At 63.6% G+C, this 14,915-nt stretch carries 12 protein-coding genes; all 12 read right to left on the bottom strand.

The window, feature by feature from the left end; translation table 11 throughout:
* Window positions 1-95: 95 nt before the first annotated feature.
* The 12 genes from madM to J3P93_RS02135 all read right to left on the bottom strand — a co-directional run bounded on the left by madM (window position 96) and on the right by J3P93_RS02135 (window position 14,915).
* A complete protein-coding gene (gene madM, locus J3P93_RS02190) occupies window positions 96-860 on the bottom strand; it encodes a malonate transporter subunit MadM (RefSeq protein ID WP_038861195.1) in 765 nt (254 codons plus the stop codon).
* A gap of 5 nt (window positions 861-865) precedes the next feature.
* Window positions 866-1,258 carry a malonate transporter subunit MadL gene (madL, locus tag J3P93_RS02185; RefSeq protein ID WP_101161179.1) on the bottom strand — a complete coding sequence of 131 codons (393 nt, stop codon included), beginning with the start codon at window positions 1,256-1,258 and terminating at the stop codon, window positions 866-868.
* A 67-nt stretch (window positions 1,259-1,325) separates the two neighbouring features.
* A complete protein-coding gene (gene mdcH / locus J3P93_RS02180; RefSeq protein ID WP_434594749.1) occupies window positions 1,326-2,246 on the bottom strand; it encodes a malonate decarboxylase subunit epsilon in 921 nt (306 codons plus the stop codon).
* On the bottom strand, window positions 2,243-2,863 hold the full coding sequence (locus tag J3P93_RS02175; protein WP_434594747.1) for a malonate decarboxylase holo-ACP synthase: 621 nt from the start codon (window positions 2,861-2,863) through the stop codon (window positions 2,243-2,245). Before J3P93_RS02175 ends, mdcH begins: the two co-directional genes overlap by 4 nt.
* The gene (gene mdcE / locus J3P93_RS02170) at window positions 2,857-3,642 is read right to left on the bottom strand and encodes a biotin-independent malonate decarboxylase subunit gamma (protein ID WP_434594745.1); all 786 of its coding nucleotides are present in this window, start codon (window positions 3,640-3,642) and stop codon (window positions 2,857-2,859) included. Before mdcE ends, J3P93_RS02175 begins: the two co-directional genes overlap by 7 nt.
* Window positions 3,639-4,490, bottom strand: a complete 852-nt coding sequence (locus tag J3P93_RS02165; RefSeq protein ID WP_434594742.1) for a biotin-independent malonate decarboxylase subunit beta — start codon at window positions 4,488-4,490, stop codon at window positions 3,639-3,641. Before J3P93_RS02165 ends, mdcE begins: the two co-directional genes overlap by 4 nt.
* Complete coding sequence (locus J3P93_RS02160; RefSeq protein ID WP_434594739.1) at window positions 4,483-4,782, bottom strand: malonate decarboxylase subunit delta; 300 nt, start codon at window positions 4,780-4,782, stop codon at window positions 4,483-4,485. Before J3P93_RS02160 ends, J3P93_RS02165 begins: the two co-directional genes overlap by 8 nt.
* Window positions 4,782-5,639 (bottom strand): triphosphoribosyl-dephospho-CoA synthase, encoded by an 858-nt coding sequence (locus tag J3P93_RS02155; RefSeq protein ID WP_434594738.1) that lies wholly within the window; start codon window positions 5,637-5,639, stop codon window positions 4,782-4,784. Before J3P93_RS02155 ends, J3P93_RS02160 begins: the two co-directional genes overlap by 1 nt.
* Window positions 5,639-7,309 carry a malonate decarboxylase subunit alpha gene (mdcA, locus tag J3P93_RS02150; protein WP_434594735.1) on the bottom strand — a complete coding sequence of 557 codons (1,671 nt, stop codon included), beginning with the start codon at window positions 7,307-7,309 and terminating at the stop codon, window positions 5,639-5,641. Before mdcA ends, J3P93_RS02155 begins: the two co-directional genes overlap by 1 nt.
* 322 nt (window positions 7,310-7,631) lie before the next feature.
* Window positions 7,632-7,997 (bottom strand): DUF6124 family protein, encoded by a 366-nt coding sequence (locus J3P93_RS02145; RefSeq protein WP_434594732.1) that lies wholly within the window; start codon window positions 7,995-7,997, stop codon window positions 7,632-7,634.
* 533 nt (window positions 7,998-8,530) lie between these two features.
* Window positions 8,531-9,001, bottom strand: coding sequence for a chemotaxis protein CheW (locus J3P93_RS02140; RefSeq protein ID WP_434594730.1), 471 nt, complete (start codon window positions 8,999-9,001; stop codon window positions 8,531-8,533).
* Window positions 8,994-14,915 (bottom strand): Hpt domain-containing protein, encoded by a 5,922-nt coding sequence (locus tag J3P93_RS02135; protein ID WP_434594727.1) that lies wholly within the window; start codon window positions 14,913-14,915, stop codon window positions 8,994-8,996. Before J3P93_RS02135 ends, J3P93_RS02140 begins: the two co-directional genes overlap by 8 nt.

Below are 14,915 nucleotides of genomic sequence, written 5' to 3'. Positions count from 1 at the left end.
GGGAATGCCTCAATGGACGCTCTGCGTCCGCTTTGGGACGCAGAGCGTCCCGGGCTGCATTCCCACGCAGAGCGTGGGAACGATCAGTCATAGCCCTAGCCCATCAAGCCTCGCATCGCCAGAAACAACAGCGAAGGCCCAAGCAGACAGCCAAGCGCGGTATAAAACGCCGCCGTCAGGCAACCATAAGGCACCAGCTTCGGATCCGTCGCCGCCAACCCGCCGGCGACGCCACTTGAGGTGCCCATCAACCCGCCGAAAATCACCGCGCTGCGCGGGTTGTTCAGGCCGATCATCGGTGCCACGAACGGTGTCATCACCATCACCAGAATCGCCTTGATCAACCCCGCCGCAATCGACAGCGCCATCACCTCGGAACTGGCGCCAATCGCCGCGCCGGTCACCGGCCCGACGATATACGTCACCGCGCCAGCGCCAATCGTGGTCAGGCTGACCGCATCGGTGTAACCGAACGCCATCGCCACGCCAACGCCCGCAACAAACGAGGTGCCGACGCCGACAAACAACGCCAGCACACCGACAAACCCGGCGCGTTTGAGCTCGTCGACACTGACACCAAACGCGGTGGCGACAATCGCAAAATCGCGCAGCATGGCGCCGCCAAGCAGGCCGATACCGGACAACAAGGGAATATCCACCACGCCCTTCTGCCCACCGGTCAGCGCGCCGCCGACATACGACAGCACCAGGCCGAGCAGTATGGCAATCGCCGAGCCGTGCAAGCGGCCCTTGGTGAAGGTGTTGGACATCCAGTAGGACACCCACATGGTCAGGCCGACAATCAAAAAGCCGCTGATCAGGCCGTAGCCGGTGATCACTTTCATCATCGATTCGTACATGGCGCTTACCCCGCAGTCTTGGCTGGAGCAATCGGCGTCTGTTGCTTGTTGCCCATGCGCGTCAGCACCGGCACCAGAGCAAAGGCGATGACCACGGCCAGCGTGCCGGCGAGAATAGCCATCGGCCCGCCCTTCAGCGCGCCGTAGACGTTCTGCTGCGCCGCCATGGCGACCACGATGGGAATGTAGATCGCACTCCAGAATTCCACGCCCTGCTCGGTCTTGCCCTTGAGCCAGCCGCTTTTGTACAGATAACTGCCGAGGCCGATCAGCAGCAGCATCGCAATGCCGACGCCGCCGACGTTGGCCGGCACGCCGATCAGCTTGCCGAGCAGTTCACCGACCCAGATACCGACCAGCGTACAAAAGGCGAGAAACGCCACACCGTAAATAATCATTGTTGTAGTCCTCAAAGTGCATCGTCGAATGTTGTTTTTGTTGTTCGAAGCTTGAGTCGCGGCGGTTTTAGAGTTGGCGGCCACCCTCCTCTCGCAACAGCGCTTGCAGGGTGTCGAGGCGGGCACTGTCGAAGGCCGTGACGGTGCCCTGCTCGAACACCCGGCGCGCCAGCCCGGTCAGCACCGCACCGGGCGGCAGTTCGATTTGAAGCCGCACGCCGCGCTCGTAGGCGCTTTGCACGGTGCCGCGCCAGTCCACCACGCGGCACATATTGAAGGCGAGGTCGTCGCGCAGCGCTTCGACCTTGGTCACAGGCCGCGCACGGCTACCGCTCAGGTAAGCGATTTTCGGGGTTTTCAATTCAACCCTGGCGAAGGCTTCGGCGAGGTTTTGCGCCGGTTCGTCCAGCAACGGACAGTGCGACGGCACACTCACCGCCAGACGCTTCGCCAGACCGGCGCCACGACTGCGCGCCAGTTCGGCCACCGCTTGCATGGCCTCGTCGCTACCAGCAATCACCACCTGATTATCGGCGTTAATATTCGCCAGATACACCGGCGAATCCTCGCTGTGCACCTGCGCCAGCAGCGTTTCGACTGTGGACAATTGCAGTCCGATGATCGCGGTCATGCCGTAGCCCTGGGGATAAGCCTGCTGCATCAGCTCACCGCGCAGGCTGACCAGATGCAATGCGTCACTGAAGCTCAAAGCCCCGGCGACTACTGCAGCCGGATACGCGCCGATGGACAGACCGGCGACGTAGTCCGCCGTCAGCCCTTCCTGCAACAGCTGCCGTGAGGCCGCGACGCCGGCGATCAGCAGGCACAGCTGAACCGCCCGTGTGGTGCGTAACGCTTCGGCAGAATCGAGCCGCGAGACATCTTCGCCGAGCACATCGCTGGCCTCGGTCAACACTTCCCCGGGCAAGCGCTGGAGCATGCCCGCTTGCTGCGCGCCCTGGCCGGGGAATACCAGCAGACTGCTCACGCTGCCTGCTCCTGCGGCTGCCATGGATCGACCACCAATTGCGCCTGTTGCGCATTTTTCAGCAGCACCCGCGCCGACCCACTGGCCCATTCGCGCAACGCCACCGCGCCGAATGGGCTTTGCAACTGCATGTCGACCCGGCACGCGGCGCGATCAAAAAACGCGACCAGTTGGCGTGCCTGCTGACGGGTAATTGGTTGCGGCGCGCGCAGGATCAGATCGAGGTCGCTGGCCGCGTGCATCGCGGCAAAACCGCTGGCCAGCTCAAAGCCGACACTGCCGCTGACACCCCAGACCCAACCACAGTCATCGAGCATCGGCCGCAATTGCCTGAGCGCTTGCATGACCGGCAGATCACGCGCGCTGTCGACATGACACAACGCTTCAGGATTGACCCGCCGCACAATCGAATCGACGCACATGAGCGCCGCCAGCCGCTGCTCACGCAGCAACCCACGCACGCCCACCGCAATCAGACCTTCAGCACTCAGCGCGCGCCGCACCACCACCGGTTGCCCGGCGGCCAGCGAATCAACTGACCACTGTGGCGCATCCGCCGGCAACTGCGCCGGGGTCATGCCCCAGAGCAGGTCGTGGGCCAGTGGCATGTTCACCACTGCGCCCTCAGCAGCTCGCGGACTTTGCTCGACGCCGCGCGATTGCTGGCACCGAGGCGATTGCTCAGGTCAGTGCCGGTGATATCGCCGATGGCTTGCTTGAGGCATTCGCTGACGCGCGCCAGATCTTCTGCGGTCGGCTGTTCGATCTGCTGCACCGAGAGGGTTTCCCAGAGCAGACCGAGGCTGGCGTAACTGTCGATGTCGTAGGCCATCGGCGGCACGCTGGCGGCCAGCGCTTCCAGTTCTTCAACGCTGCGCAACGTCACCCGCGCCGCCGAGGCCTTGCCCATCGCGTGGACCATGACCCCGGGGTCGCGCAGGGCGATCAGGCGATTGGCCTGATAACCGTGCGCCAGAAACGCCCCGGACATGGCCTTGCCGACCAGCAAGGCAATCACCGGATGCCCGGCCAGCCGTGCACGGGCATAACTGCCCGCCGCGCCGGCCAGCGCCTGATGGATGCCGAGGGCTTCTTCGCGCCGACCGTAGGCCTGGCTCGGCACATCGACGATGGCGATGATCGGGCGCTTTTGCGCGTTATCGCGATCAGCGCTGATCGCGTCATCCACAGCCTTGGCCAGCCCCCAGCCTTCGAGCAAGCCGACTTCGCCGTTGCGAGCGCGTGGGAAACGATTGTCCGGGTCAGCGACCACGGCGATAAAACGCCCGAGTTCAACGTCAGCCACTTTCAACGACGGCGGCAGTCCTTCGACACTTTTAGCGCCCGCGCTCAAGGCGTTGAACCAGTGCAAACCGCGCAGAGAATAACCGCTCATGAGCGCTCTCCTTGATACAGATCGCGAACCACCGAGGGTTCGATTTGCTGATCAGTGTTCAGACTGCTCAGACGTTGCAGGAACCACTCGGCGCTTTGGCTGCGTGGCTGAGCCGGCAAACCTTGCTGGAGCAATTCGCCGACCTGCTGACGAATCTGCGCCACGTCATCGCCAACGTATCGATCCACCAGAGCACTGTTGAAGCGTTGCTCGCCCCCGGTCAGGCTCCAGATGAACGGCCGGTCGCGTGAGTCGTATTCCTCGATCCCGGCTTCCTGCTCGATGACTTGCGGGCCGTTCAAACCGAGGCGCGCTTCCTGGGTCACCAGCAGATAACTGCACAGCGCGGCGGCAATCGACATGCCGCCGAAGCAACCGACGCTGCCGGCGACCACGCCGACCACCGGTTGGTATCGCTGCAAATCGACAATCGCCGCGTGAATATCGGCAATCGCCGCGAGGCCGAGATTGGCTTCCTGCAAACGCACGCCACCGGTTTCCAGCAGCAGCACCGCCCGGGTCGGGATGCCTTTGCGGTTGTCCTCGGCGGCCAGCTCCAGCGCGCCGGCAATCTTCGCCCCGCCGACTTCGCCAAGGCTGCCGCCCTGAAAAGCGCCTTCGATCGCCGCAATCACCACGGGCAAGCCGTCGAGGCTGCCCTTGGCGATAATGACGCCGTCATCGGCCTGCGGCACCACGCCCTGGCGTTCCAGCCACGGCGACATCACCCGTTGAAACGGGTCGAGCAATTCCCGAAACGTCCCGGCGTCAAGCAAGGCTTTCGCCCGTTGCCGCGCGCCGAGTTCGACGAAGCTGTGTTTGTTGAGCAACGCTGCGCTGTCAGTCATGGCCGATCTCCTCGAAACCCTGTTCCAGACGCAAGCGCACCACCCCCGGCGTCGCGCCGAAATCGTGAATATCGATGGCCATCGCCGGTGGCGTGGTGCCGTCGAACATCCGTGCAAACAGATGCTGCCAGCGCTGTTGCGCGCCGTTGACCGAGGTCTGCACGTTGATCGTCAGCTTGCCGGCCAGACCCGGTTCGATCAGCACTTCCAGATCTCCCGAGCCGACACAACCGACCAGCGCACGTCCGCGTGTCGGCTGCCCGGCGGGGAATTCAAACGATAGGCTTTCCATCAAAACGCTCCCTGAAGGATGCCGTCGCGCTCGATTCGGTCGAGCAGCAGCGTGGCGGCGAGCAAGTCGGCGGCGCCACCGGGCGAGGCATTCAATGCGATGAGTTGTTGATCCAGTTCATGCAATCGGCGGCGGCCTGCAAGGCTGGCGCTGCCGCCGGCGTCGAGCACCGCTTGCGCGCCGCTTTGCATGGCGTGCAGGCCTTGTTCGCCGGCGCGGTAGAGCACGCAGGTGTCGGCCAGTTCGGTCATGATCGCCAGCAAGGCATCGAGCCGGGCGTTCTGTTCGCCGACGCTGTTGGCGCGGCTCTTGCGCAATTGCGGCAAACCGCGTTGCAGCACCGAGGGGAAGCCGAGTTGCGCTTCCTCGCGAGCACCGCGTGCGCCGTAACGCTGGGCGACCTGGGCGCCGTGGCTCAGTGGCTTCGGTGCGTAGCGGTCGTCGAGCAGTGCCAGGCGTGCGGCACACAGGGCGATGGATTTCGGTTGCAGCGCTGCGGCCGTCACCAACAGACCCAGCGCCCAGATCGCGCCGCGATGGGTATTGACCCCGTTGGTGGTCGCGAGCATGGCTTGTTCGCCTTCGCGACCGATGCGGCCAATCGCTTCGCGCAACGGCAGACCGACTTCGCCAATGTGCAGCGCGGCCTCGGCCATTTCCTTGAACGCCGGCCACAACGCCAGCGCCGAAGCGTGCATCAGGCCCAGGTGCAGATCGGTATGGGCGCCGTTGCCGCGACGGTCGACCAAGGCCGGTTTCGGCGACAGGTCGGCTTCGTCGATCAACGCGTCCACCGCCAGATCGGCCAAGCGGTCAGCCAGCGACAGCGGTTGTGCTTGCAGGTTGAATGCGTGCATTACCAGCTCCTGAATTTGGCGGGCGGGTTGTACAGGCCACCGGACCACTCGACCAGATCGGCCACGCTTTTCGCCGCGAGCAGTTCGCGGGTGGCGTCGGTGCGGCGGATGCCGAGGTCTTCGGGCAAGGCAATCAGGCCTTCGCGGCGCATGCGCTCGGTGTCTTTCGGGTTGTGGCGCAGGCCAATCGCGGTGACGCCGGCGACGGCGGCGATCATCGCCTGGCGCTCTTCCAGCGAGCGCGCCTTGTACAGGTAGGCGATGCCTTCTTCGGTCAGCAGGTGGGTAACGTCGTCGCCGTAGATCATGATCGGCGCCAACGGCATGCCGCTTTTCTTCGCCACTTCGACCGCATCGAGGGTTTCGACGAAAGTCGGTTTACCGCCCTCCTGGAAGGTCTCGACCATTTGCACCACGAGTTTCTTGCCGCGCTCAAGCATCGGTTGCGGCGCATCGCCGTGACGCATGTCCAGCCACGCCGGGGTGTCGTGACGGCGACCGCGCGGGTCATGGCCCATGTTCGGCGCGCCACCGAAACCGGCCAGACGACCACGGGTGACCGTCGAGGAATGGCCATCGCCATCGACCTGCAACGTCGCGCCGATAAACAGGTCAACCGCGTACTGCCCGGCGAGTTGGCAGACCATACGATTGGAACGCAGCGAGCCGTCGCGGCCGGTGAAGAACACGTCTGGCCGGGCGGCGATGTAGTTCTCCATGCCCAGTTCAGTGCCGAAGCAATGCACGCTTTCGACCCAGCCGCTTTCGATCGCCGGGATCAGCGTCGGGTGCGGGTTGAGGGTCCAGTTGCGGCAGATCTTGCCTTTAAGGCCGAGGGATTCGCCGTAGGTCGGCAGGATCAGCTCAATGGCGGCGGTGTTGAAACCGATGCCGTGGTTGAGCGACTGCACATTGTGTTTTTCGTAGATCCCGCGGATTGCCATCATCGCCATCAACACATGCACAGGCTTGATGTGGCGCGGGTCGCGGGTGAACAGCGGTTCGATGTAGAACGGCTTGTCGGCCACCACGACGAAATCGACCCATGAGGCAGGGATGTCCACGCGCGGCAGTTCGCTGACGTCATCCACCAACTGGTTGACCTGAACGATGACGATGCCATCGCTGAACGCGGCCGGTTCGATCAGTGCCGGGGTGTCTTCAGTGCTGGGGCCGGTGTAGATATTGCCGGCGCGGTCGGCCATGAACCCGGCCGAAAGCACGACGTTGGGGATCAGGTCCACCACCAGCCGTGCATAGAGTTCGATGTAGGTGTGAATCGCGCCGACTTCGAGCAGGCCGTCTTCAAGCAACTGGCTGATGCGCAGGCTCTGGGTGCCGGCGAAAGAGAAATCGAGCTTGCGGGCGATGCCGCGTTCGAAGAGATCAAGGTGCTCGGAGCGGCCGACGCTGGGCATGATCATGTGCAGGTCGTGGAGCTTCGCCGGATCGGCTTTGGCCAGGGAACGCGAAAGAAAATCCGCCTGTTTCTGGTTGTTGCCCTCCAGCACCACACGGTCGCCGGGATGGATCAGCGCTTCGAGCGCGGCGACGATCTTGTCGCTGGGCAGCACCGCACCATCGGCCAGCCCGCGCACCTTGTCGAGCCGGCGCTGCTTCTCATCGCGCCGCCGCGTCCAGCGCGAGTCGGGGGAAATTATTGTTGTCATGCTCACTCCACGGGGTTCGCTGTCGTGGAGCCAAGGTAGGCGTGTGAGGTGGGGGCATCAATCAAGCACGGTGGTGAATCGTTACGTTCAGCGTAATGATCAAGAGCGCCCTCACCCTAACCCTCTCCCGGAGGGAGAGGGGACCGATTGGGGGATATTCGGGAATTGCAACGGCCTGGCAATGTTGCACTGAATCCGGGATTTACCCAGGTTTACCAGCTCCATAATCGACTCGGTTTTTCAGGTCGATGTACAACGCCAGACACCTCGGTCGGCCCCCTCTCCCTCCGGGAGAGGGCTGGGGTGAGGGTCGGCTTTGAAGTCACTCCGTCGGCACCAACCTGTCCAACACAAGATTCACAGCCATCTCCGCCACCATCACCACTTGCGCAATACCCTGCACAGTCTTGCGGTGCGTGCCTTCAACCATGGCCGCGTGGTTGTTGAGCATCACCGTGGCCGAGCCGAGGGTTTCACTGGCGTCCGCCAGCAGGGATTCCGTGTCGGCATTGGGGTTGGCCATGTACAGCGTGTTAGGGGTGTAGGGCGTGGCCATGAGGTCGGCGTTGGTCGGACCGAGGTAGTGGTCGAGCGCGCGTTCGGCGGCTTCGTGGAATTTCTTCGAATCGGGGGATTCGTAGGGGGATGCCGGGTCGGTGACCGGCGGGTTTGGCGTTACTTTGAACATTTACCAGATCCTCATTCGGGCTAGCCACCGCTTCCCTACTAAAAGAAGTGGAGGCAGCTGTGCGCAGGTTAGTAGACCGGGGATCTGGGAAACCGGCGCGCCCGAAGGCGCCCTGCGCACAACCACCACAAAGTGCAGGTATGAAGTACCTGACTGTCTGATGAGCTATACGCCCCAAATATGACGGGCTACTAAACCCGATCACTGAAAATCAGTGACGGAATCAAGTTACGCAGCATGCCCAAGGCGCACAAGCCGGCGGATTCTGGTGCATGCGTAGGCAGTGGCGCAAGGATTTGTAGGCTGGCGAGCCGTAACACCGAGTGTCTTTAAACAGCCGGGTTAAAGGGTGTTTATTGCACTGACAGACATTGAGGATTTTCCTGGAAGAATTTGGTGATGCAACTGGCCCCATCGCTGGCAAGCCAGCTCCCACAGTGTCCGAGCTGTATTCGAAGTCGGTGTACCCCACAAAACCCTGTGGGAGCTGGCTTGCCAGCGATGAGGTCCGTCTGAGCACCACCCATTCTGGATCAATGGACCAGCCCCGCCTCCACCAACAACTGCTCCAGCGCCAACAAATCCGGCACTTTTGCCACTTGCTCGCCGACCTGCACTGCCGCCCGCTCCAGCCCGCACAGCGGCACGTCGACATAACTCAACTGGCTGTCGAGCTTGTACGAGCGCGGGATGCCCTGCACCAGCAATGCGATGAACCTGAGCTCCGGCAACCCACCCAGCGCATTCAAGATCACAATCCGTACCCGCTCGCCAATGACGATTTTCTGCCCGCACGCCGATTCGAAACTGATCAGCGGGATCTGCCGCTCGCGCCATGTCACCCGCCCCAGATACCACGGTGGCGTGTCGAGGTCGAAGGCGCCGGCCTGGTAATCGATCAGTTCGGCGACGGCGACGTTAGGCAGGATCAGGTTGCGGTCTGCCAGCGGCAACAACAGGCCGGTGAGTTGGCTGCTGCGCAGCGAGTGCCCGTGTTCATGCATGTCTGTTGCTCCAGTGGGCAATGCTTTCCAGTAGCACCGACTCCTGATACGGCTTGCCGAGGTAGTCGTTGACGCCGATGGCCATCGCGCGGTCGCGGTGTTTCTGGCCGGTGCGCGAGGTGATCATGATGATCGGCAGGTGTTGCAGGCGTTCGTCGTTGCGCACTTGCGTGGCGACTTCGAAGCCGTCCATGCGCGGCATTTCGATGTCGAGCAGCATTACGTCAGGCAGGTGTTCTTCGAGCAGCAGCATCGCGTCGACGCCGTCCTTGGCGGTCAGTACGTTCATGCCGTGGCGTTCGAGCAAGCGACTGGTGACCTTGCGCACCGTCACCGAGTCGTCGACCACCATCACCAGCAGCGGTTTCTGCGGTTCGCTGTCGAGGTCGCTCAGGGCTGGCGGCTGCGCCACCCGTGCCTGCATCGCGCGGATCGGTGCGAGCAGATCGAGAATCAGCACCACCCGGCCATCGCCGAGAATCGTCGCGCCGGACACGCCCTGCAACGCGGCGAACTGCGGGCCGAGGCTCTTCACCACGATTTCCCGGGTGCCGGCCATCGCGTCGACCAGCACGGCAATGCGCCGGTCGTTGTAGTGCACCAGCAACACCGGCAGCGGCAGGTTCTGCCCGAGCAGTTTTGGCCGTGGTGCGGTTTTCAGCAGCTCGCCGAGGTAGCACAGTTCATAGGTCTGGCCGGCGTAGTGGTAGCGCGGCGGGTCCTGACGGAAATGCCCTTCGAGATCGTTGGGCAACACGCGCACGATGCCTTCGATGGTATGCAGCGGAATCGCGTATTGATCCTCGCCGCATTGCACCATCAATGCACGATTGACCGACACGGTGAACGGCAGGCGAATACGAAAATGCACGCCCTGCCCCGGCACCGAATCGATGCTCATGCTGCCGCCGAGCTGACGCACTTCTTCGTGGACCACGTCCATGCCGACGCCGCGCCCGGAAATCTGGGTGATCTTTTCCGCTGTGGAAAACCCCGGCTGCAAGATGAACTGCAACACGTCGCGGTCGCTGATCTCCGCCTCCGGTGCGAGCAGCCCGCGTTTGATCGCCTTGCGCCGCACCGCTTCCAGCGGCACCCCGGCGCCGTCATCACGAATATCGAAAACGATGTCGCCGCCTTCTCGGGACAGGTCGAGGGTGATTCGCCCCTGTGCCGGTTTGCCTGCCGCCAGCCGCACTTCGGCGGACTCCAGGCCATGGTCGACGGCGTTGCGCAGCATGTGTTCCAGCGGCGCGGCCATGCGTTCCAGAACATTGCGATCCATCTCGCCCTCGGCATTGCCGACGACGAAGGCGACGTCCTTGTGCAGCTCTTCGGCAACCTGGCGGACGATGCGTTTGAGCCGCGGCAGCATGCGCTCGAACGGCACCATGCGCGTGCGCATCAGGCCTTCCTGCAATTCGGTGTTGACGCGCCCCTGTTGCTGCAACAGGTTCTCCGCGTCGTGGTTGCGCCGGTCGAGGGTTTCCTTGAGGTCGAGCAGGTCGGACGCCGACTCGAACAAGGCCCGCGACAGTTGCTGCAACTGCGAGTGGCGATCCATTTCCAGCGGATCGAATTCTTCATAACCAAGGCGTTCGCCGTCGACTTGCTGGCGACTGAGAATCCGCCCCTGGGTTTCGGTGTCGAGGCGGCGCAACTGATCGCGCATGCGCTCGATGGTGGTTTCCATCTCGTTCAGCGCGACCTGCGCATCGTTGACCTGCTGTTCGATGCGGCCACGGAAAATCGAGGTTTCCCCGGCCAGATTGACCAGCTCATCGAGCAGTTCGGCGGAGACCTTGACCATGTCCGCAGCGGCCTCGGCGGGCGCTGGCGTCGGCTCGGATTTCGTCGGCAATGGCAGCGCTGGCGGTGCTTCGGCGCTCAGCGGATGGCTGAAATTCTGGATCGCATTGATCAAGCGGTCCGCCGGTGGGCACGGCTGCCCGGCACGTACCCCGTCGAGCATTTGCGCCAGCCGGTCATGCCCGCGCTGCACCAGGGCGAACAGCTCTGCTGACGGTTGCAAGGCACCGGTGGACAGGCTTTCGTAGAGGTATTCGAGTTCGTGGGCGAGGTCGCCGATCGGACCGATCTCGACCATCCGCGCGCCGCCCTTGAGCGTGTGCAGATCGCGCAACAGGGTTTCCACGTCCTGGCGATTACCCGGCTCGGCCTGCCAGCGCAGCAATGCGGCGCCGGAGTTTTCGATGATGTCGAAACCTTCTTCGAGGAAGATTTCCAGCAACTCCGGATCGTGCGCGGCGCTGTCAGGGTCGGCGCTGGCCGTCGGCGTTTCGCTGGTGCTCGCGCCATGGCGCGCCTGGCGCAGCGCTTCGATCAAGGCCTGCGCCGGTTCCAGCGCTTGCCGGGCTTGCAGTTGCTCGACCAGCAACGCCAGACGCTCATGGCCGTTGAGCAGCAACTGCGCCAGCGCGCTGCTGTGGCTGAAACGCCGATCAGCCAGACCTTCGTAAAGGTTTTCCAGTTCTTGCGCGAGGTCGCCGATCGCCTCGACCTCGGCCATCCGCGCACCGCCCTTGAGGGTGTGCAGGTCGCGCTGCAACGACGACAGCGGTGCACCGTTGTCCGGTTCGCTGAGCCAGCGCTGCAAGGCCTGGCCGGCGCTGTCGAGAATATCGACGGCCTCTTCGATAAAGATCTCAACGATTTCGTCATCCGCAGCCAACGGCGCGGCGGATTGCTGCAATTCGGCGGTGGCGCTGCCCAGTTCACGAATGCTCAGGGTGCGGCTGCCGTCGCTGCGGATCAGGCCCATGGACGAAGGATCGAGGCTTTCATCGAGCAGTTCGTGCAGGGCGCGCACCCGCTCCGGCTGCGGGGTGATTTCCTGGCCGGCGGCCAGTTCGTCGAGCATGTTGATCAGCGCTTCGTGGGCCTGCTGCGCTTCATGGAAAAACCGCTCGCTGACCGCCAGGCTGCTTTCTTCGACGGCGCCGTAAAGGTCGAGCAAGGCCTCGCAGAGCACGTCGACCGACAGCAGATCGGCCAGATGCGCGCCTTCGCCGAGGGTCGTCAGTTCGTCGAGCAAGGCGCTCAGTTCCTGGCGTTCGCCGGGGTGCTGCTGCCAGCGCTGCAACAGGCTCTCGGCGTCGAGCAGGATGTCCATGCCTTGAGCGAGAAAGTTGTTGATCAGCTGCGGATCGCGCTTGACCCGCAGGCCGGTGTCCGGCGCATCGAGGATCGACGCCAGTCGCTCGGCGAGCAGCGTTTGCGCACGTTTGATCAGTGACTGCGCACCGACAATCGGCGCCAGCGGATCGTGCTTGAGCTGGCGCAGGCCGACGCGCAACAGGCCTTCGGCTTCCAGCAGCAACTCGACCTCGTCGAGGTCCAGCGGCAACTGGTGCGCCTTGAATTCGCGGGCCAATTGATCGAGTGGCGCGGCGAGTTCGGCAATCGGCACCACGCCGGCCATCGACGCGCTGCCCTTGAGCGTGTGCAAGGCGCGTTGCAATTCATCGCTGGCCGGCAGCGGCACATGCTCGGCCGCCTGGTCGAGGAAGCGGTTGAGGCTGGCGAGGTGGGTTTCCGCTTCTTTACGGAAAATCTCCAGCAGCAGCGGATCGAGCGCGGCGACATCGTCGACGTCTTCGGCAGCCAGCGGCTCGTCACCCTTGGCCAGGGCGTGGGCACGCGCGGCCAGTTGATCGACATCGTTGCGCTGGCGCTGGCGCTGCGTGGCGAACTCGCTGATCAGTTCGGGCAGCAGCAAAACGGTGTCGGTGAGCAAGCGCTGCACCACCGAACCCGGTTCGACGCTTTGCTCCAGCACGCGGTTGAGCAGGTTTTCCACGGCCCACGCCAGCTCGCCAAGGATCAGCGCGCGAACCATGCGCCCGCTGCCCTTGAGCGTGTGAAAGGCCCGGCGCAGTTCGCTCAGCGCTTCGCGATCATGTGGGTCGGCGCTCCAGCGCGGCAGGTATTCGTGCAGCACGGCGAGTACTTCGTCGGTCTCTTCGAGGAACACCTCGCGCAGCTCGTCATCGACCGGTTCTTCATCGGCGGGCGGCGGCAGCAGGCTACCGGGGGTGCTGCGTGCCGGCGGGTTGACCGCCGAAACCGGACTGGCGAGAACGTCGGCCAGCGATTGCACGACCTCTGGATCATCCAGCGTTTGCAGATCCTGCATCACCAGTGCTTCATCGGGGCTGAGCACTTCGTCGAGCACCGGCACCTGCTGCTCGCCGGGCGCCTCGGCGGCGTGATCGTCGGGGAAGAAACCGAGGCTGGCGAGGCGCTTCTGCGCCACGTCCAGCAGTGGCTCGCTCGGCGCCAGCGGGTCGTCGCCCCAGCGCTCGAGATAGTACTCGAGGCTGCTGATGACATCGGCGAGCGCGTCCAGCTGCTGCCAACCCGGCTCGTGCGGATCGAGCAGAAGATGTTCACGAATGAAGCCGTTGCACGCCTCGACCAGACTCGCCGCACGGCTCAAGGCAATCATTGCCAGCGCACCGCGCACCTGCGTCAGCAGCGCCGGCAACGCTTGCAGTTGCTGGCGATCCCAGTCGGCGTCGATGTAGTCGACGATCATGTCCTTGGCCTGTTGCAGGCAGATGCGCGCCTCCTTGATCACGATCTGGTGAATCTGCGTCAGGTCGGTGGTCGGCAGTTGTGCGTCTTCCGGGCTCTCCGTTTCGACGGTGCCGACCATCCCGGCCAGGGTCGCTTCGACGTAGAGCAAGGCGCCGGCGACGTCCATCAGGATCGCGTCGTTCGGTTCGCGTTGACCCTGCGCCAGGCTGAGCACCACCGCCAATTGATCGATGATGACCTTGCGCGGCTGGCCGAACCCGAGCACTGCGAGGGTGTCGGCGATCTGCCGCAGCGGCGCGAGCAGGCTGTCGAGATCCGCTGCGTGCTGGCGGTCGCTGCGCACGAACAGATCGAGGCGCTCCTTGACCCGTACCAGTTCTTCGCACAGCGCCGCGAGCACCGAGCGCATCGCGTCGCGATCGGGCCCGGCGAGGCGTGCGCGTTCTTCATCGACCATTGCGCTGTCAGGCAGCGCGTCGTCCAGGGAGTAGCGATCTTTCATGGTCAGCATCTGCCCGGTGGGATGTTCGGCTTTGGCAATATAGAACAACAGGCTTTTCAGCAGCTCCGGCGGCGCGGGCTGGTTAAGCCCGGCCATGCCTTGTTCGAGCAGGCGCTTGAGCTCCTTGTCGGCATCCTTGAACAGGCTGCGCAGCGCCGGGCTGTTGGCAATGACGCCGTCGCGCATGCCTTCGACCAGCGCCGCCGCGATCTGCCATAACGGGCTCAGCGGCGAATCGCCGCTGAGCGCCTCGAGACGGCTGAAGACTTTTTCCAGATAACCGAGGTGAGTCGGGTCATCCTGCTCGCGCAGCAAACCGACCAGCGCCATTTGCAGGGTCTGGCGCAGTTTGCGCAGCACGTTCGGCAGGTCGGCCGGTTCCAGTTGCGTCAGCGCCGGCGCGCTGAGCGGCGCCAGTTCGGGCAATTGCGGACTGAACAGGCTGGTTTCCGACAGCAGGCTTTCGCCACGGGCACTGCGCAGATCATTGATCAGCGGCAGCACCACCAACGGCAGGTCACGCCGCGCGTTCTGCACACGGTCGAGGTAGATCGGCAACTGCCCGAGGGCTTGCAACAACAGGTGCAGGGCCTCATCGCGATGATTGACGCGGTCGTGTTGCAGGGCTTCGATCAAGTGCTCCATTTCTTCGGCGAGCAGCGCGGCGCCGTAGAACTCGATGATCTGCAAACTGCCGTGCACCTGATGGACGTAATCCAGGCACTCGTCCAGTCCCGGAAAGGCCTGCGGATCATCCAGCACGGCTTCAATCGCCTGATGCGCCTGCTTCAGCGTATCGGCGATTGCGCCTTTGACCCATTCGAGGGCCACGTAGTCGTGCCGGGCACCCAT

The sequence above is a fragment of the Pseudomonas sp. R3-57 genome (genome assembly GCF_051132065.1).
GTDB lineage: Bacteria > Pseudomonadota > Gammaproteobacteria > Pseudomonadales > Pseudomonadaceae > Aquipseudomonas.
This window is presented reverse-complemented; position numbering and strand designations above follow the sequence as displayed.